Source organism: Priestia sp. FW507-14D1A (assembly GCF_058781295.1).
The window spans coordinates 45,526-64,619 of record NZ_JBYSWQ010000011.1; the positions used below are offsets into that span (position 1 = coordinate 45,526).

14 protein-coding genes are annotated in these 19,094 nt (G+C 38.0%); 12 read left to right on the forward strand and 2 right to left on the reverse strand.

What is annotated here, in order from left to right:
* The first annotated feature begins 31 nt into the window (after positions 1–31).
* The 5 genes from AC3WJG_RS24355 (at position 32) to AC3WJG_RS24375 (ending at position 6,722) form a co-directional block, all read left to right on the forward strand.
* Positions 32–2,161 (forward strand): transglycosylase domain-containing protein, encoded by a 2,130-nt coding sequence (locus AC3WJG_RS24355; protein WP_337134630.1) that lies wholly within the window; start codon positions 32–34, stop codon positions 2,159–2,161.
* 196 nt (positions 2,162–2,357) lie between these two features.
* Complete coding sequence (gene hemE / locus AC3WJG_RS24360; RefSeq protein WP_013055329.1) at positions 2,358–3,401, forward strand: uroporphyrinogen decarboxylase; 1,044 nt, start codon at positions 2,358–2,360, stop codon at positions 3,399–3,401.
* A gap of 97 nt (positions 3,402–3,498) precedes the next feature.
* Positions 3,499–4,431: a ferrochelatase gene (gene hemH / locus AC3WJG_RS24365; RefSeq protein WP_028410285.1), complete on the forward strand. Its 933-nt coding sequence runs from the start codon at positions 3,499–3,501 to the stop codon at positions 4,429–4,431.
* Between the two features lie 137 nt (positions 4,432–4,568).
* On the forward strand, positions 4,569–5,990 hold the full coding sequence (gene hemY / locus AC3WJG_RS24370; protein ID WP_492588692.1) for a protoporphyrinogen oxidase: 1,422 nt from the start codon (positions 4,569–4,571) through the stop codon (positions 5,988–5,990).
* A 162-nt stretch (positions 5,991–6,152) separates the two neighbouring features.
* The gene (locus AC3WJG_RS24375; protein ID WP_013081690.1) at positions 6,153–6,722 is read left to right on the forward strand and encodes a TetR/AcrR family transcriptional regulator; all 570 of its coding nucleotides are present in this window, start codon (positions 6,153–6,155) and stop codon (positions 6,720–6,722) included.
* A 52-nt stretch (positions 6,723–6,774) separates the two neighbouring features.
* Here the strand turns inward: AC3WJG_RS24375 and AC3WJG_RS24380 are convergent, their stop codons facing one another.
* Positions 6,775–8,943, reverse strand: a complete 2,169-nt coding sequence (locus tag AC3WJG_RS24380) for a peptidoglycan D,D-transpeptidase FtsI family protein (protein ID WP_060745410.1) — start codon at positions 8,941–8,943, stop codon at positions 6,775–6,777.
* Positions 8,944–9,223: 280 nt separating this feature from the next.
* Here AC3WJG_RS24380 and AC3WJG_RS24385 point away from each other — a divergent pair, with 280 nt between their 5' ends.
* The 3 genes from AC3WJG_RS24385 (at position 9,224) to AC3WJG_RS24395 (ending at position 14,044) form a co-directional block, all read left to right on the forward strand.
* Entirely contained in the window at positions 9,224–10,513 is a 1,290-nt protein-coding gene (locus AC3WJG_RS24385) for an ABC transporter substrate-binding protein (protein WP_028410288.1), read from the forward strand.
* A 149-nt stretch (positions 10,514–10,662) separates the two neighbouring features.
* Positions 10,663–12,483 (forward strand): cache domain-containing sensor histidine kinase, encoded by a 1,821-nt coding sequence (locus tag AC3WJG_RS24390; protein WP_337134631.1) that lies wholly within the window; start codon positions 10,663–10,665, stop codon positions 12,481–12,483.
* Positions 12,461–14,044, forward strand: a complete 1,584-nt coding sequence (locus tag AC3WJG_RS24395) for a response regulator (RefSeq protein WP_102813512.1) — start codon at positions 12,461–12,463, stop codon at positions 14,042–14,044. The genes AC3WJG_RS24390 and AC3WJG_RS24395 overlap by 23 nt, the downstream gene beginning before the upstream one ends.
* Positions 14,045–14,082: 38 nt before the next feature.
* Here AC3WJG_RS24395 and yhfH read toward each other — a convergent pair whose 3' ends face one another.
* Positions 14,083–14,214, reverse strand: coding sequence for a protein YhfH (gene yhfH / locus AC3WJG_RS24400; protein WP_013055337.1), 132 nt, complete (start codon positions 14,212–14,214; stop codon positions 14,083–14,085).
* Positions 14,215–14,442: 228 nt separating this feature from the next.
* On the opposite strand from yhfH, the gene AC3WJG_RS24405 reads away from it, so the two are divergent.
* The 4 genes from AC3WJG_RS24405 to AC3WJG_RS24420 all read left to right on the forward strand — a co-directional run bounded on the left by AC3WJG_RS24405 (position 14,443) and on the right by AC3WJG_RS24420 (position 18,702).
* The gene (locus AC3WJG_RS24405) at positions 14,443–15,183 is read left to right on the forward strand and encodes an MBL fold metallo-hydrolase (RefSeq protein WP_492588694.1); all 741 of its coding nucleotides are present in this window, start codon (positions 14,443–14,445) and stop codon (positions 15,181–15,183) included.
* A gap of 15 nt (positions 15,184–15,198) precedes the next feature.
* Positions 15,199–16,188: a lipoate--protein ligase gene (lplA, locus tag AC3WJG_RS24410; protein ID WP_028410292.1), complete on the forward strand. Its 990-nt coding sequence runs from the start codon at positions 15,199–15,201 to the stop codon at positions 16,186–16,188.
* A 169-nt stretch (positions 16,189–16,357) separates the two neighbouring features.
* Positions 16,358–17,890, forward strand: a complete 1,533-nt coding sequence (locus tag AC3WJG_RS24415; protein WP_028410293.1) for a fatty acid--CoA ligase family protein — start codon at positions 16,358–16,360, stop codon at positions 17,888–17,890.
* Between the two features lie 35 nt (positions 17,891–17,925).
* Positions 17,926–18,702: an enoyl-CoA hydratase-related protein gene (locus AC3WJG_RS24420; RefSeq protein WP_028410294.1), complete on the forward strand. Its 777-nt coding sequence runs from the start codon at positions 17,926–17,928 to the stop codon at positions 18,700–18,702.
* Positions 18,703–19,094 lie beyond the last annotated feature (392 nt).

The following is a 19,094-nucleotide window of genomic DNA, read 5'->3' on the forward strand; positions in this document are numbered from 1 at the left end:
AAAAGTTTAGCGAAAGAAAAGGGGTGGCACGATGTACAAAAAAGGCTTATACGCAATTGCTGCCTTAGTTGGAATTTTTCTATTAGGATTGATTGGATATATTATCATCTTGTTTCTTGGAAACTATGTAATTGATGAGAAAAAGATTGTCATGGACTCGGCTACGAGGTTAGTGGACGAAAATGGAGATGAATTAACAAAGCTCTATGTGAAAAATCGAGACTTGGTTTCAATTGATAAGATTCCAAAGCATGTGCAACAAGCATTTATTTCAATTGAAGACGTTCGTTTTTATGAACACCACGGAATCGATTTTAAATCTATTGGTCGAGCATTATACCGAGATATATTGGCTGGAGGAAGTGTTGAAGGAGGAAGTACTTTAACACAGCAGCTGGCTAAAAATGTGTTTTTATCTAATGATAAAACGCTGCTTAGAAAAACAAAAGAAGTAGTGGTGGCCATTAACTTGGAGCAGCGTTACAGCAAGCAAAAACTGCTTGAAATGTATTTGAACCAAATATACTTTGGACACGGAGCCTATGGAATCCAAGCTGCATCCAAGCTTTACTTCAATAAAGATGTCTCCGAATTAACGGTAGAAGAAGGTGCACTGCTCGCTGCACTGCCAAAAGCACCGAATTCTTATTCTCCTATTTTACATCCAGAAAAAAGTATAGAACGTAGGAATGTTGTGTTAAATGCCATGCAAAGAGCAGGTTATTTATCGGCTGAAAAAAATGTCCGTTTGCAAGGAAGAACGCTGGGGTTGAACGTAAAGGAACAGGCTAAAAACCCAGCGTATTTAACCTATATCGATATGGTCATTCAAGAAGCAGAGAAGAAATACAGCATTTCGAGCAATGAGCTTCTGCGCGGCGGTTATACGGTCAAAGTACCGATGAGTACAAAAGTACAAGAAGCCGCCTACGAGTTAATGAAAGAAAATCGTTATTTTCCAGGTACAGATAACAGTGCCCAAGGTGCTTTTGTATTAGTGGATAACAAAAGCGGAGGAGTTTTATCTGTTATGGGAGGACGAGATTATGTACAAAAATCGCTCAATCGCGTAAATGTCAAAAGACAGCCAGGTTCTACGATGAAACCTATTGCAGTATATGGCCCTGCGTTAGAAGAAGGTCAATTCAAGCCTTATTCTTTGCTGCAAGACAAGCTTAGAAGCTACGGGGGATACACACCTAAAAATGTAGACGGTCAATATGCTAAAAAGGTAACGATGTACGATGCCCTAAAAGATTCTAAAAACGCAGCTGCTGTCTGGACATTGAATCAGCTAGGAGTTGAAACAAGTAAGCAGTATCTCACAAAGCTAGGAGTTCCTTTAGAAGATAAAGGGCTTGCGATTGCTCTTGGAGGATTAAAGGGAGGCATTACACCGCTTCAATTAGCAGGAGCGTACCGGGCATTTGCTGAAAACGGAGAAAACATCCAACCGTACTTTATTCAAGAAATAAAAGATCAAGACGGAAAAGTAATTGCAAAAGCTGTTCCCGACACTCACAAAGCATTTTCAAAACAAACGGCTTGGTATATGACAAAGATGCTTCAAGGAGTTGTTAAAGAAGGAACGGCAAAAAATGGAGAGTTTAAAGGAGAGTTAGCAGGAAAAACAGGGTCTACTTCGTATACGAATGTTAAAGGAGCCACAAGGGATGCTTGGTTCGTTGGATATACGCCAGATGTTGTAGGAAGCGTGTGGATGGGATATGATTCTACAAATGACCAGCATTATTTAACAAAAGGAAGTTCTTATCCGACTCTATTATTTAAAGACATTCTCACAAGAGCTGGTTACGACGAAGCTGCATTTCAAAAGCCAGCAGGCGTTAAAGATTTGCCAAAACCAATACGCTTAGAGCAAGTTAAAGATTTAAAACAAGAATTAACATTCCATCCATTTGGTTTGCTAACGGTAAATTTATCGTGGACACCTTCACCTGATAAAAGAGCTGTTTATTATGTTTATGAGAAAAAAGGAGATAAAGCCGAAGTAATTGGCAAAGTGAAGGGAAAAGGAGCATTTGAAAAAGAGCGTGTGAATCTGCTCGACAGTCCTACTTATTATGTAGTTCCTTACAATTCCCAAACAAAACAAAAAGGAAAAAAATCCAACGAAGTAACACCTGCTCTTTTTCAATAAAAAAAGGAAGAGTAGGGCGAATTTTTGACATTTTTAGCAGGTGGCTATACAAGTCGTAAAGAAATGGGTATAGTGACAAGTAGAGAATATAACGTGAAACTTTAATCAGTAGAGGAACCGGTATGTTCCTTTGCTGATTATTGTCTGTCTAATCGAAGAAAATACGGATGGAAGACAATCGAGAAAGGTGGAAATTATGAGTCAAGGAACGTTTAACGATACTTTTTTAAAAGCCTGTAGAGGGGAAAAAACGGATCATGTTCCGGTTTGGTATATGCGCCAAGCAGGGCGTTCACAGCCGGAATACCGAAAGCTAAAAGAGAAGTACTCTTTATTTGAAATCACTCATCAGCCGGAGCTTGGGGCATACGTAACACGCCTGCCCGTTGAACAGTACGGAGTGGATGCAGCTATTTTATATAAAGATATAATGTCACCGCTTCCTTCAATTGGAGTGGATGTTGAAATCAAGTCAGGAATTGGTCCTGTAATTTCTAATCCAATTCAATCTTTAAGCGATGTAGAAAAACTAGGAGAAATTACGCCGGAAGAAGATGTTCCGTATGTATTAGATACGATTAAGCTGTTAACAACAGAACAGTTAAACGTACCTCTAATTGGCTTTGCGGGTGCTCCTTTTACAGTGGCAAGCTATATGATTGAAGGAGGACCTTCAAAAAATTACAATAAAACAAAAGCATTTATGTATACGGAACCTAAAGCATGGTTTGCACTAATGGATAAGTTAGCAGATATGACGATTACATATGTAAAAGCGCAAATTGACGCTGGGGCAAAAGCCATTCAAATCTTTGATTCATGGGTAGGTGCTTTAAATGTAGCGGATTATCGTTACTTTATAAAACCTGTTATGGAGCGAATTTTCACCTCTTTACGTGAAAAAAATGTACCGCTCATTATGTTTGGAGTAGGGGCAAGTCATTTGGCAAAAGAATGGCATGATCTGCCGCTGGATGTAGTGGGATTAGATTGGCGAACACAGCTGGATGAAGCACGTGCATTAGGCTTAACAAAAACGCTGCAAGGAAACTTAGATCCTGCTATTTTGTTAGCTCCATGGGAAGTTATTGAAGAACGTGTAACAGAAATATTAGATAAAGGGATGGCCAGTCCTGGTTACATCTTTAACTTGGGGCACGGCGTTTTTCCACAGGTTCAGCCGGAAACGTTAAAGCGTTTAACAACCTTTATTCATGAATATTCTGCAAATAGACAATAAATTGTCAAATAATTTGGAGCGCTAAACTTTGAATTTTTCTTTTTATTCATGGCAAAATGAAGACAAGTATTGAATCTAACAAAGAGGTGTCGAACACATGAGTAAAAAAGTAATGGGATTACTTGTAATGGCATATGGAACGCCATATAAAGAAGAAGATATTGAACGTTACTATACACATATCCGCCGCGGACGTAAACCGTCACCGGAAGCCTTAGAAGATTTACAAAACCGCTACGAAGCAATCGGGGGCATTTCACCTCTTGCAAAAATTACGCAACAGCAAATGGAAAGTCTGGAAAAGCGCTTGAATGAAGTACAGGACGAAATTGAATTTAAAGCGTATCTTGGCTTAAAGCATATTGAACCGTTCGTTGAAGATGCAGTAGAAGCGATGCATAAAGACGGGATTAAAGAAGCGGTGAGCATTGTGCTTGCACCTCACTTTTCAACGTTTAGCGTAAAATCCTATAATGGGCGCGCCAAAGAAACGGCTGAAAAATTAGGAGGACCAATCATTCATTCAGTAGAAAGCTGGTACAGTGAGCCAAAGTTCATTCAGTACTGGGCTACACGTGTTAAACAAACGTTTGATTTAATAGACGAAAAGAAACGCCAAAAAGCCGTGTTGATTGTTTCTGCGCATAGCTTGCCGGAAAAAATTATTGCAGCAGGAGATCCATATCCAAATCAGCTTCAAGAAACAGCGGATTTAATTGCACAAGCAGCTGGTATTGAACATTATGAAATTGGCTGGCAAAGTGCCGGAAATACGCCAGAACCATGGATTGGTCCGGACGTACAAGATTTAACAAGAGAATTGCACGAAGAAAAAGGCTATACATCGTTCGTGTATACTCCGGTTGGATTTATCGCAGACCACTTAGAAGTACTTTATGATAACGACTATGAATGCAAAGTGGTGACAGATGAAATTGGGGCTGATTATTACCGCCCCGAAATGCCCAATGCACAGCCTGAATTTATCGATGGGTTGGCTACAGTTGTGTTAAAACAGATTGCCCGTTAAGTCAATATAGATTCTTTGTACGTTGAACAGGGATGAAAAGTAACTTATAATCAATATAGAGAAAAGTAAGAAGCGAGCTATGGATTTCCATAATCGCTTCTCTTTATATTGAATTTTACAGAAAAGGCGATGATAACATGACGGATAGACGAAAAAAGGTTGTCATCATCGGTGGAGGAATAACAGGTCTTTCAGCTGCCTATTATTTGCAAAAAAGAATAAAGGATCATCAGCTGCCAATTGACCTTCAACTAATAGAAGCGACGCATCGGCTTGGTGGAAAAATTCAAACGGTAAAACGAGACGGGTATTTATTTGAAAAAGGTCCGGATTCATTTTTAGCGCGTAAGCTAGCTGCTACAAAACTGGCAAAAGAAGTAGGGCTAGGCAGGGAGCTAGTCGGAAATGAAAAAGGAAAATCCTATATTCTAGTAAAAGATACACCGCATGCGCTGCCTGATGGTGCTGTAATGGGGATACCAACCAAGTTATCTCCTTTTATCACAACAGGGTTATTTTCACCTGTTGGCAAGCTGCGCGCAGCAGCTGATTTTTTTATACCGAAGACAAAAAATCAGGATGACCGTTCGCTAGGCGTGTTTTTTAGAAGACGGTTTGGTGATGAAGTTGTTGAAAATTTAATTGAGCCTCTATTATCAGGAATTTACGCAGGAGACGTTGATCGCTTGAGTTTACGATCAACATTTCCACAGTTTCTGCATGCTGAACATAAGTACAGAAGCTTAATTGTTGGAATGAAAAAGCTAAAAGAAATTCACCCACAGCACGGTGATGATTCGGAGTTCAAAAAAAATAGTGTCTTTTTAACATTAAAAGAAGGTCTTCAATCGCTAGTAGATGGGGTAGAAAAAGCAATAGATCCTGATATTATTACAAAAGGAATAAAAGTAGAGAAAATTTATAAAGAAGATACCGCATATGAATTGTCGTTAAATAGCGGGAAAGTCATAAAAGCAGACAGCGTTATTGTAACTTCTCCTCATGCAGCTGCTCAGTCTATGCTTTCGGAATATAAAATATTCGAACCGTTGAAGCATATGCCTTCCACTTCAGTAGCTACTGTTGTGATAGCCTTTGCACAAGAAGCGCTGCAAGACAATCTAGATGCAATGAACATCGCCGTTTCAAGAAATAGCGATTACACGATTACGGCGTGTACATGGCTAAATAAAAAGTGGCCGCATGCGGTTCCGGAAGGAAAAGTGCTGCTGAGATGTTTGGTTGGACGAACCGGGGATGAAGCTGTAGTGGATCAGCCTGACGATGAAATTTTTAAAATTGTCCTGGAGGATTTGAAGAAGCTCATCACCATTTCTGCTGAGCCCGAATTCTACGCGGTAACGAGATGGAAGCAGTCAATGCCTCAGTATACGGTCGGACATCACGATATGCTAGATACGATGAACGAACAGCTTGAAAAAGAGCTTGCCGGTCTTTATGTAGCGGGAAGCTCATACGAAGGTCTGGGTATACCGGAATGTGTAGAGCAAGGAGAAGATGTGGCTAAAAAAGCGGTTAAATATGTGCAGCAACTGTAGAAGTGGAGCGGTGAATCAATGCTCCGCTTTTTTGTCTACTACCTGTAGAGAAAGGTTATACTAAGAGAAGAGATTGTGGTTGAAAAGCAAAAGAAACTTGTGCTATAGTAAAACCGTACTTGTTGACCGAAATATTCATTCGGTCAGAAAGAAGGGGATAACGTGGCGATAGACCGAAAGCAATCAGTTGTTGATGCAGCGTCAAAATCATTTGCGCTGTTTGGATATAAAGCAACGACTATGGAGCAAGTGGCGAAGCTTGCAAATGTGGGAAAAGGAACGATTTATACTTTTTTTAAAAACAAAGAAGAGTTATTCGATGAAATTGTTACACGAATGATTCGAGAAATGACAGATGCAGCTGAAACTGTCATTGATAGCAACCGTCCTTTTTTTGAAAATGCCCAAGCAGCTATTTTTCGAATCTTAGAATTCCGCACCGAGCATCAGCTCATGCTGAAGCTGGTACAGGAACAGCAGTTAGGCACTACAGCAGTGCAAGAAGTGCTGGTGCGAGTAGAAGAAGAGATTTTGACTTATATAAAAAACAAAATCGAAATTGCGATTTCTAAAAAAGAAATCAAACCGTGCAACCCGGAGCTCACAGCTTTTTTATTATTTAAAATGTACATTGCACTCGTCTATGATTGGGAAAAACGGCATGAGCCGCTTTCAGAAGAAAAAATTGCTGAATTAATTGAACTATACTTTTTACGCGGTCTGTCTCAGTGAGATGGGCTTTTTTCATAGAAAAAACAAAAAAGGTCTCATGACGAGACCTTTTTTATTGTTCATTATCATCTTTTTTTACGCCGTTTAATTCTGTATTTCCTGTTTTTGCATCTTCTTCTTTTTGCTCTACTTCTTTTTCGCCTTGTTTCTTAAGGTCGAAGTAAGCTTTAATAACTTCACCAGTAACTTGTTTGCTTAATGAATTCGAAGTTCCGGCTACATAAGCAGAAGGGATAACAACCGCTACTGCTACTTCCGGGTTATCATAAGGCGCGTATGAAACGAATGTAGAGTTACGTACGCTTACGCCTTTGTTGAAGGTTTCAGCTGTACCTGATTTACCAGCAATGTTGTATTTTGCATATGCTGTTCCGTTTCCTAGAGCTCTACCAGTTCCATTTGTGACTACGCGACGGAAACCTTGTTTAACAATTTCAATTTCTGATTGGCTCATCGTAATACGATTTAACACTTCCGGTTCAACAGAACTTTGAATACTTCCTTTTAGCTCGCTATCAAGCTCAGGCTCGCGGATTTCTTTTACTAAGTGCGGTTTCATGCGATATCCACCGTTAGCAATCGTTGAGATGTACTGAACAAGCTGAAGCGGTGTGTACGTATCATACTGTCCAATACCAAAATCCAGTGCTTTACCTGGTTCGTTTGTTACGGTATTACGAATACCCGTTGATTCGTTTTCTAATTCGATGCCCGTTGAAATTCCAAGACCAAACTGGCTATAGTATGAGCGCAGCTTGTTAAAGATAGACGGTGGAATGTTCAGTTTACCGCCAGGGCGGTACGTTTCACCAGCCATGCTCATAACCGTGCGGTACATGAACACGTTTGATGATTGTTCCAAAGCTTTTTGAATACCTGTTGCTCCAATTGGGTGAGACGATTTTTTAATTGTTCCTCCAGCAAACTTCATCGGCGCATCGTAAAAAACCGTACCGGGCTGAATAGCCCCTGAATCAAGTCCTGCTAGAACGGTCGCTCCTTTAACTGCGGACCCTACTTCATAAGAAGTTGTCATGTTACCAAGAGCAAAGTCTTGTACTTTACGTGCTCCGGTTTGCTTATCAGTAACAAGCTGTTTTCCGCCCATCGCTAAAATGTCTCCCGTGTGAGGGTCCATCATAATAGCAAACGCTCGATCCATTAATCGTGTTCCTCTGTCTCCAGAAGTGACAGCTTTTGTTAAAGCATCTTCGACTTGCTTTTGCAGCTCCATATCAATTGTTAAAATTAAGTCACTGCCTCGCTGACCTTCTGTAACGGTCTCCTGACTAACTAAGTTGCCCGAGCGGTCCGTTACGTTTTGCACGCGAGCTTTTTGACCGCGAAGAACGTCTTCGTACTGTTTTTCTAAATAACTTTTTCCTACTCGGTCATTACGGCTGTAGCCGTGTGACAAGTAGTACTGTAAGTTTTCGCTTGGCAATCCTTCATCAGCTGATGTGATTTTACCAAGCAGCGTGCTAAGTAAGTCGTCGTATGTATACATACGGTCCCAGTAAGTTGTTGTATCAACGCCTGGCAAGTTCCCTAATTGTTCACTAATAACGGCAAGCTCTTTATCGGTTAAGCCGCTTTTAATAATTTGAGCAGTTAACGCGTAGCCGCCTTCCATCTTGCTTTTAATGGCAATCACTTCAAGGTCATCTTTCACCGATAAAAGTTCATTTTTTGTGATGCGCTTTAGCTGAAGAGGATATAAATCATCTTCAGAAAGTTGACCTTCTTTTACTTTTTGCTTATCCGCTGCGGTAATTTTTTGTGCAGCTGCTTTTGGATGAGTTGCAATCCAGTAATCTTTTAAGTCGCGTTCTGTTAGCTTAATCGTATTTTTATCTTTCTTTTTATCCGATTTGCCAAACACATCTGTTGTAACAGGAACATCAATAAGAGTGGCAAGCTTTTTAGCTACTTTTAGCTTGTCTTCTTGAGTGACGCCTTTCAAACGCGTGTACGTGACAGCGTTCAACGGTTTATTATCCACGATAACACGGTCATAGCGGTCTAGCATCTTTCCGCGAGGAACCGGTGAATCTACCGTTTCATCTTCTGTTTTTTCAACTTCTCGTTTATAGTTCTCTCCGTACACGATCTGTACGAAGCCTAATCGTAAAATGAGTGCAGAAAAAAGCAGGAAAACCACAATAAACAGCCAGTTAATTCGAAATGAGACATGTGTTTTTTTGCGCTTTTTAGTTTTCATGTAAACCCCTTCACTTTGTTTATACAAGTTAAAAAAATTCATAAATTTTCTTATGAATCTATCACTCTACATATTAACATAATTTTGTCTATAAATGTTATTAGGTGGAATAAAACAGACAAAAAATTTATAGAAATTTTTGCAGAAGAAGAGAGACCTGTCGAAGGGTGCTGAAGGGGGTGTTCAATATTTTCCACTCGGTTGTTCAATATTGTTACCTGTTCAAATGTCCTAGAATCGGTAAAATAAAGAGAGATAGATATCAAGGGGGGCAAAACGAATGAAAATGAAAAGGCTTTCAATAATGTCTGGCGTGTTAGCAACATCACTTTTATTTGCGACAGCATGTTCAAACTCAGGTACGGATTCAAAAGCAAGTAAATCAACAGGCTCAGGTGATCAAGTTGTTATTGATATGTTCCAGTTCAAAGTGGAAATTGCAGATCAGCTGAAAGAATTAACGGATGAATATACAAAAGAACATCCAAACGTAAAGTTTAACATCCAAACAGTCGGCGGAGGCGCGGACTATGGTGCAGCATTAAAAGCACAGTTTGCCTCTGGAAATGAACCTGATATCTTTAACAATGGAGGGTTCCAAGAAGCGCAAACGTGGAAGGATAAATTGGAAGATTTATCTGATCAGCCGTGGGTAGATAATCTGTATGATATCGCCAAAGAACCGATGACAATGGACGGGAAAATTTATGGTCAGCCGCTAAACTTAGAAGGTTATGGTTTTATTTATAATAAAGATTTATTTGAAAAAGCAGGCGTTAAAGAATTACCTAAAACGCTGTCCGAATTAGAAGCAGCTTCTAAGAAGCTTAAAGCAAAAGGAATTACGCCATTTTCTAATGGATACGGCGAGTGGTGGGTGCTAGGTAACCACTTATTTAATATTCCAATGGCACAGCAAGACGATCCAGATGCGTTTATTAAAGGTCTAAACGAAGGAAAAGCAAAATTTGAAGGCAATGAAACGTTTAAGCAATTTATGAATCTGTTCGACTTAACGTTAAAGTATGGAAATAAAAATCCACTAACGACAGACTACAATACACAAGTTACTCAGTTTGCTTCTGGTGAAACAGCAATGATGCAACAAGGTAACTGGACGGTAAATATGATTACCAAAATTAATCCGGACATGAAAATGGGCTTTATTCCAATGCCAATCAGCAACGATGCAAAGAAAAATGATAAATTAGCAATCGGAGTTCCAAATAACTGGGTAGTGAACAAAAATGCGCCAGATGCAGATAAAAAAGCAGCAAAGGAATTCTTAAATTGGATGGTTTCTTCTAAAGAGGGTCAAAAATTCTTAGTTGAAAAGTTCAAGTTCATTCCAGCGTTCAAAAACATCGATGGAAAAGGAATCGATTCTTTATCTGATGATATCTTAAAATATTCTGAAGAAGGTAAAACATTATCTTGGAACTGGTTTAAGTATCCGGAAGGAACGGTTCAAGAAGTGGGCGCAGCAATGCAGTCTTACGCAGGCAAGCAAATGACGGAAGAAGAGTTTATGAAGAAATTAGATACAATTTGGGCAAAAATGAAAAAATAAACAAAAAGTCCGCGTGGAAAACGCGGACTTTTTGATGTGAAAAAATAGCTGGTTAGATTCATAGCTATGAAAAAATAATAGTCAATTGAAAGCGCTTTTAATGTATAATAATAGTCATAATGTATGACATTAGTCAAAGGAGGTTATTTGTGAAAGGCTGGAGCATACGCAAGAAATTAATTTTGTTTTTCTTATTCGCAACGGTTATTCCATTTTTAATTTCAACGATTTTTACGTATCAGTACACCAAAGAAACGGTTAAGAATCGATTTATTTCTACCAACTATCAAGTTATTAAAAACGGAAGCAATGATTTGAGCGATTACTTAAATGAAATTGCTAATATTACAAAAAGGCTGTACGGCTATCACCCATTTATTAAGGTGTTAGATGAAGGTGTATCAAGTGACTTAGGAGCCAATCAACTGGAAATATCACGAACTCTTCTTTATTTATATAATACTCGTCCAGAGATTGAACAGCTCCATCTTTACATTGAAAACGGGCATGACTCATATACAGCTTACAATTCGAAAGTGAGCAGCAGAGGGAAGTACGATGATATTTACACTCAGCCTTACTATTCTTATTTAAATAAAAATCATAAATTTCTTGTGATTGAGCCTACCCATGAAATTTATAGCTACAATAATTTATCAACGTTAATTGATTCACTGCCGAATCAAGTGATTAGCTTTCATCAGCGGATTGATGAGATTCCATCAGACAAGTTGTTAGCTTATCTATCTTTAGACATTAATATGACACAAATTCAATCTATATCGCAGCGTCTATATAATGAAGAGTCAGAAGATTTTTATTTAATGAACAATAAAGGGAAGGTTTTGTATTCCTCTGATTCAAAGGTTATTGGAAAAAATGAAAACTACGCGTGGGTGAAGGTGCTTACTTCTCAAAAAGACCATAGCATGGAATGGGAAGATAAAAGCTTCTCAGGCGTATTAATGTATGAAAAGCTTAAACAGCCCTTTGAGGACTTGTACATTGTGAAACGAATTCCTTACAGTGTTTTATATGAGGATGCAAGAAAGACAGCACTTATGAATGTATTAATTGGCCTACCATTTTTGTGTATGCTCGTTATCGCTACCCTTTTTATATCAGTACGTTTTACACAGCCGATTAACGTATTGATTCGCAATATGAAAGAAGTGGAAAAAGGATCATTTGAGGTGCGGTTTAAGTCGCTTGGAAACGATGAATTTGGTGTTTTAGGAAGGCATTTTACCTCTATGGTAGAAACAATTAATGACTTGATTGAACGTAAATTTCGATTGGAATTAGAAAATAAATCAACGCAGCTAAAAGTGCTGCAGTCACAAATTAATCCGCATTTTTTATACAACGCATTTCAATCGATTGGAACTCTTGCTCTTAAGCATAAAGCAGTTGAAGTATATTCTTTATTAACCTCACTTTCCCACATTATGCGTTACAGCATGAATATGAAAGAGGATATCGTTAGCTTAAAGCAAGAAGTCGATCACGTAAAAGCTTTCTTAAGTCTGCAAAAGCAGCGGTTTGGTTCAAAGTTTGAGTATGAGTTAAATATCGAAAAAGAGGCAGAGCTTATGCGAATACCGAAAATGATTTTGCAGCCTCTTGTTGAGAATTCTTTTAAGCATGGATTTGAAACCCGCATAGGAAGCGGAAAGCTGTTGATTTCAGCTGAGTTGAGCGGTGAAGAACTGATTCTAACTGTTTCTGATAACGGAAAAGGGATAGGGCAACAAGAGTTGAATCAATTAAAAATGAGACTTCAGCAATCGTATAATCAAACAGATGAGCATATTGGCTTGCAAAACATTTATGAACGACTTCGCATCTACTATGGAGATCATGCTTCAATGCAAATTAGCAGTCAAGAAAATCACGATTTTACCGTTGTCATAAAGCTAACAACAATTGAAGAAAAGAGGGATAGTGATGAAAGTATTAATCGTGGATGATGAAGAGCATGTAAGAGAAGGAATAAAGCTGCTTGGACAGTGGGAAGAGCATGAAATTACAGATGTGATAGAAGCTGATAGCGGTGAGCAAGCGATTGCGCTTATCGAGGATCATGGACCGGAAATCATTTTTACTGATATGAAGATGCCTAATATCGATGGAATTGCTTTGTTGGAGTGGATTAAAGAGAATTCACCTTCTAGCAAAACGATTGTGGTAACAGGGTATGATGACTACCACTATATGCGTAAAGCTATTCATTTTGGAAGTACGGATTACATTCTAAAGCCAGTGGATCCTTCGATTTTAAACGATACGCTTGTACGAGCTGTAACCCAATGGAAGAAAGAAGAAGAGTCCAGAAAAGTCCATAATAGCAGCTATCGTTTAATCAATGAAATGAAGCCGATTTATCGAGATCGAAAACTGACGCAGTTAATGAACAATTATTTGCTAAATCAATCAATCTATGAAGAGTTTGGTTTCCATTTGACTAGAGAATATGAAGTGGGGATTGTACGTGTAGATGAATCTATCATTCGTTCTTTTGGCGGTGACCGGGATTTAGCCTATTTTTCAATTTTAAATGTAATCAATGAAATGCTGATGGAAGAAGAAAATGGGGTAGCCTTCCGTTATTTATCAAATAAGTGGGAAATTATCATTATATTTTGGAATGATTTTGAACGCATAACCTCTTTACTGACGACTTTACATACAGCCATTCGCCGTACGTTAGACGTGAGCTGTCGGATTGCAAGAGGGTGCAAAGTTTCTTCTATTGATCAGCTAATGAAATCCTATGAAGATGCGAAAAATTCGCTTTTATTAAGCAATGTTCTTGATCAAAATAAAGTGAAGGTCTACGGCGAGCAAGACGTTTTAGCAAGTGCTTTATTAATAAATATGATGGACTATAACAGTAAAATTGAAGAAGCGCTGCAAGTCGGGAAGTTTGAAGCCTTTTTGCCGGTATTCAACGAAATTATCACAGCTTTTGAAGCGCAAAATTATCTCTCGTTAAAGCAAATTCTGCATTTTGAGCAGGAATATCAGCTGTTAAGCCAGCATTGGTTAAAAAGATATCACATTCCTTATACGATAAATAACAGTCCTGAATATGTTCTTTCTTTTTTCTATAACCAAGATGGGCAGTTTCAGCTAGCAAAGTATGTAGAGAGAAAGAAGCGTGAAGTAAAGCGTTTTTTAAAAGTAGTAAAAAGGTATAGCAAGCAAAACAATCGGGACGTTATTTATGAAATCGAACAATATTTGCAGCAAAATTTTCATCGAGATGTGAAGCTTCAAGAAATATCGGAACGTTTCTATCTAAGTCGTGAATACATTTCGAGAAAGTTTAAGCAAGAATTTCAAGAAAATATTTCAGATTATATGGTGAAAGTCAGAATGAATAAAGCCAAATCACTTTTACTAAATGAAGAACTAAAAATCTATGAAATTGCGAATATGATTGGATATCATGATGATAAATATTTTCGAAAAGTGTTTAAAAAAGTAGAAGGCATTACGCCAAATGAGTATCGCAGTTTAACCGTATAAAAAAAGCTGAAACTGTTATAAAACAGTTTCAGCTTTTTTTATTTCATAATATCTAGACAGTGATCGCATTTATTTCCGTAGCACTCATGCTGTTCCTCGATGTCGTTTCCACATTCTACGCACTTTTTATTAGGCAATCTTTTGAAAAATTCAGTCATTTTTTCTAACATTTTAAATCCCCTCCGTTGTTTTTGTTACTAACATTGTATTATAACAGATGGTAAAATGTCAATTATGTTTTATAACAATTTAGCCTATTTTGCTATTCTAAGTGGTTATTTGTTATATAACAATGAGTTATTTCGATAAAATGACCGAAACAAGTGCCTTTCAGTTAGTTTTCAAAAAAAAGTAGGGTATACTGAACGTAATAAAAATAGTACGAAAGGGTGATTGAAATGAAAGTAACTGTTATTGGTTTTTGGGGAGGATATCCTGCGGTTTCAGAAGCTACTTCTAGCTATTTATTGGAGCACGATGGTTTTAAGCTGCTTGTTGATTGCGGAAGCGGTGCATTGGCTCAGCTGCAAAAATATGCAAAGCCAGAAGAAATAGATGCTATGATTTTATCTCATTATCATCATTATCATCATGATCACGTGGCTGATGTCGGAGTGTTTCAATATGCACGCCTCATTCAGACTCATCTAGGAAACGCTGTTAAGGAACTTTCTATTTATGGACATACATATGATCAGGAAAGCTTCAACAAACTTACTCATAAAGGAATTACTAAAGGGGTAGAGTATGATCCGAGTCAAAAACTTGAAGTTGGGCCTTTTACCATCGAATTTATGAAAACGAAACATCCAGTCGTTTGTTATGCCATGAGAATAAGCGCCGGAAATCAAACTGTCGTGTACACAGCGGACTCTAGTTATTTAGAAGAGTTTGTTTCCTTCTCAGAAGAAGCAGATCTTCTTATTTGTGAATGTAATTTTTATGCCAATCAGGATGGAAGAGGCACTGGACACATGACAAGTACAGAAGCCGGTACACTTGCTTCAAAAGCAAGTGTCAAACACCTCATGCTTACTCACCTTCCGCACTATGGAGAACATCAACAGCTAGTAGAGGAAGCCGCTGCTCGTTATAGAGGTACGCTTACGTTAGCTGAATCAGGATATGTATGGGAATAACAAGGAGGAAAATGAATGTTATTTATTGATAATCAAAAAAACTATGATCCCCGAATTAACTTAGCAATTGAAGAGTATGCGCTTAAGCATCTAGACATTAATGAGACATATCTGCTGTTTTATATTAATGAACCTTCTATTATTATTGGGAAAAACCAGAACACCATTGAGGAGATTAATACAAAATATGTTGAAGATCAGCAAATTCATGTAGTGAGACGTCTGTCTGGAGGCGGTGCCGTTTATCATGATAAAGGAAATTTAAACTTCAGCTTTATTACGAAAGACGATGGAAATAGCTTTCATAATTTTAAAAAGTTTACCGAGCCGGTCGTGGAAGCGTTAAAGAAATTAGGAGTTAATGCTGAGCTAAGCGGACGAAATGATTTAATGGCTGAAGGACGGAAAATTTCTGGAAATGCTCAGTTTTCAACGAAAGGGAGAATGTTCAGCCATGGAACTCTTCTTTTTGATTCAGAGATTGAAAACGTCGTATCAGCGTTAAGAGTAAAAAAAGATAAAATTGAATCCAAAGGCATTAAGTCTATTCGAAATAGAGTAGCAAATATCAGCGAATTTTTAGAACAGAAAGTAACGGTGGAAGAGTTTAGAGAAATGCTGCTTCGATATATCTTTGACGGAGAAGAAAATATAACAGAATATAAACTAACGGAAAAAGATTGGGAAACGATTCATCAAATTTCTAAAGAGCGCTATCAGTCATGGGATTGGAACTATGGAAAATCACCTAAATTTAACTTACAGCACTCTCACCGCTTTCCTGTGGGACAAATTGACGTTCGTTTAGAAGTGAATAAAGGGAAAATCGATGCTTGCACCATTTACGGAGATTTCTTTGGAGTGGGGGATGTCCAGGAAGTGCAGGGAAAATTAACAGGTGTTCGTTATGAAAAAGCTTCTATTGAACAAGCCTTAGAAGACATCGATATTCCACATTATTTTGGTAATATTACAAAAGAAGAGTTTGTTGAATTAATCTATTAAGAAAAAAGTCTGCTATATCAGGCTTTTTTTCTTTTTAAACAGATGAGTCTTGTCAATAGAACAGCAGTAACATTATAATAGAATAGAAGAAGTAAGAATTTTTACATTATTATGACTTAATAATGAATGGGTATTCATTCATTCGTTATTAAAAGGAGGAAGTTATGAGATGAATTTGTCAGCACAGCTTCATAAAACAGCTGAGCAATTTCCACAAAAATCGGCATATGTTTTTATGGACCAGGAAACATCTTATGCAAATCTTGATGCATCGGTATCTAAGTTTGCTAATGGTCTGAAGCAATTAGGTGTAAAAAAAGGAGATCATATCGCTTTGATTGTCGGCAACTCGCCTCATTTTGTTATTGGATTGTACGGTGCTCTTCGAGTAGGAGCTACTGTTATACCCATTAATCCTATTTACACAGCGGATGAAATTAGCTACATGCTTCAGGATGGGGATGTAAAAGCAGTTATTGCGGTTGATTTACTTCTCCCTATTTTAAAGAAAATCATTGGACACGCTCCATTTTTGGAACACGTTATCTTGTGTGAAACGACAGATACAGTAGAAAACATACCTTCTTATTTTCACACGTTTTCGCAAGTTGTAAACAGAGGGGAAGCTACATATGATTTTCTGGAGTTAAAAGAAGAAGATGTGGCCCTCATTCTGTATACGTCGGGAACAACTGGAAAACCAAAAGGAGCTATGCTTACACATAAAAATATTTATTCAAATGCTCAAGACGTAGCAGATTATTTAAGTATAAATGGGAATGACCGAGTCGTAGCTGCTTTGCCGATGTTTCACGTATTTTGTTTAACTGTTTCATTGAATGCGCCTTTAATGAATGGAGGAACGATATTAATTGAACCAAAATTCAGTCCATCTTCTATATTTGAATTAATTCAAAATCGACAAGCGACTATTTTTGCCGGCGTTCCCACAATGTATAATTTCTTACTTCAGCATGACAAAGGGCAAAAAGAGCACTTTCACACGGTAAGGCTTTGTATATCAGGGGGGGCATCAATGCCGGTGGCACTTCTAACCAGTTTTGAACGTAAGTTTGGGGTAATGGTAGCAGAAGGGTATGGATTATCTGAGGCCTCTCCTGTGACGTGTTTCAATCCGATTGACCGAGAGAGAAAAGCCGGTTCTATAGGCACATCTATTATGAATGTTGAAAATAAAGTGGTAAACGAACTAGGAGAAGAAGTAGAAGTAGGACAAGTCGGCGAACTTATCGTCAAAGGCCCTAACGTGATGAAAGGGTATTACAAGCTTCCTGAAGACACGGAATATGCTCTCCGAGATGGTTGGCTGTATACAGGTGACTTAGCAAGAATGGATAAGGAAGGTTATTTTTATATCGTTGACCGTAAAAAAGATTTAATTATTGTAGGAGGATATAATGTTTATCCTCGCGAAGTAGAAGAAGTGCTATATGCGCATCGGGATATTGTAGAAGTGGCTGTTATCGGAGTCCCTGATCCTTCCTTAGGTGAATGTGTGAAGTGTTACGTGGTTTGCAATAATCAAGAGATAACGGAAGAGAAGCTTATTGCCTACTGCAAAGAGCACCTTGCTAAATATAAAGTGCCAAGTGAAATTGAATTTTTAAAAGAACTTCCTAAAAATACAACGGGAAAAATTTTACGGCGTGCACTAAAGCAACAAGTATCCCAGGAGCGATAAAATGAAAGCGATTCCAAGTTGGAGGTGGTGAAAGGATGTCATCTATTTCTTATGAAATGAAGGGACACGTCGCCCATGTGATACTGAACCGTCCGGAAGCAATGAATGCTTTTAATTACGATATGCTTAAAGAATTGGAAGAAGTAATTGAAGGAATTCGTACTCAAAAAGATATTCGAGTTGTGACGTTTAAAGGGGCAGGTGAAAAGTCTTTTAGTGTAGGGGCCGATTTAAAAGAACGTAAAACCCTTTCTGATCAAGAGGTAAAGCGCAATATTTACAAAATAGGAGAAGTGTTTTCGAAGATAGAGCAGCTTCCTCAGCCAACGATAGCAATCATCAATGGATATGCATTTGGAGGAGGAATGGAGCTGGCTTTAGCATGTGATTTCCGGGTTGCTTCAACCGAAGCGCTTATGGGTTTAACGGAAACAAGCTTAGCGATTATACCAGGCGCAGGAGGAACACAGCGTCTCCCTCGGTTAGTTGGGGAAGCAAAAGCAATGGAACTAATTTTAACAGCTCAGCGTCTCTCAGCATCAGAAGCGAAAGAATGTGGTCTAGTAACGAAGGTGGCTCCCGGATATGAAATAGAAGAAACAATAGATATTTTTATCTCTCTTTTATTGAAAAATGGGCCAATTGCGCTTCAGCAAGCAAAATTTGCTATCAAAGAAGGAATGAAGGCCGATTTGCAGACTGGTTTGCAAATTGAACGAAAAGCATATGAGTTAACTATTCCGACAGAAGATCGTTTAGAGGCGCTTCAAGCATTTGCTGAGAAGAGAAGACCTAGTTTTAAAGGGAAATAAGAAAGGGCTGTCTAATGGACAGCTCTTTTTTAGTTTCTTCTATAAGAATAATAAAAAAGAATATGTAAAAGCGCAGGAACAAAGAAGGCAAAGTTACAGCTGGCTTTTGCCTATAATATTTACTATAATACGGTACAGTAGTCATTGTTCAAGTCTATAAATAATAGTTTTTAATTTTTTCTTTAAAAACCGTTGACTTTAGTTAAAATATATTTTATTATTATAAAGCGTCGTTGAGACATACCGTTAAAAACGAAGCTAAAAAAAGAATTTTAAAAAGTTGTTGACATTACGTTGAAAACTTGATAAGATGATAAAGTCGCTTAAGAGCGGCGGTTGAACTTTGAAAACTGAACAAAGCGACAAACGTCAACGTTAATTTTTATTTTTTA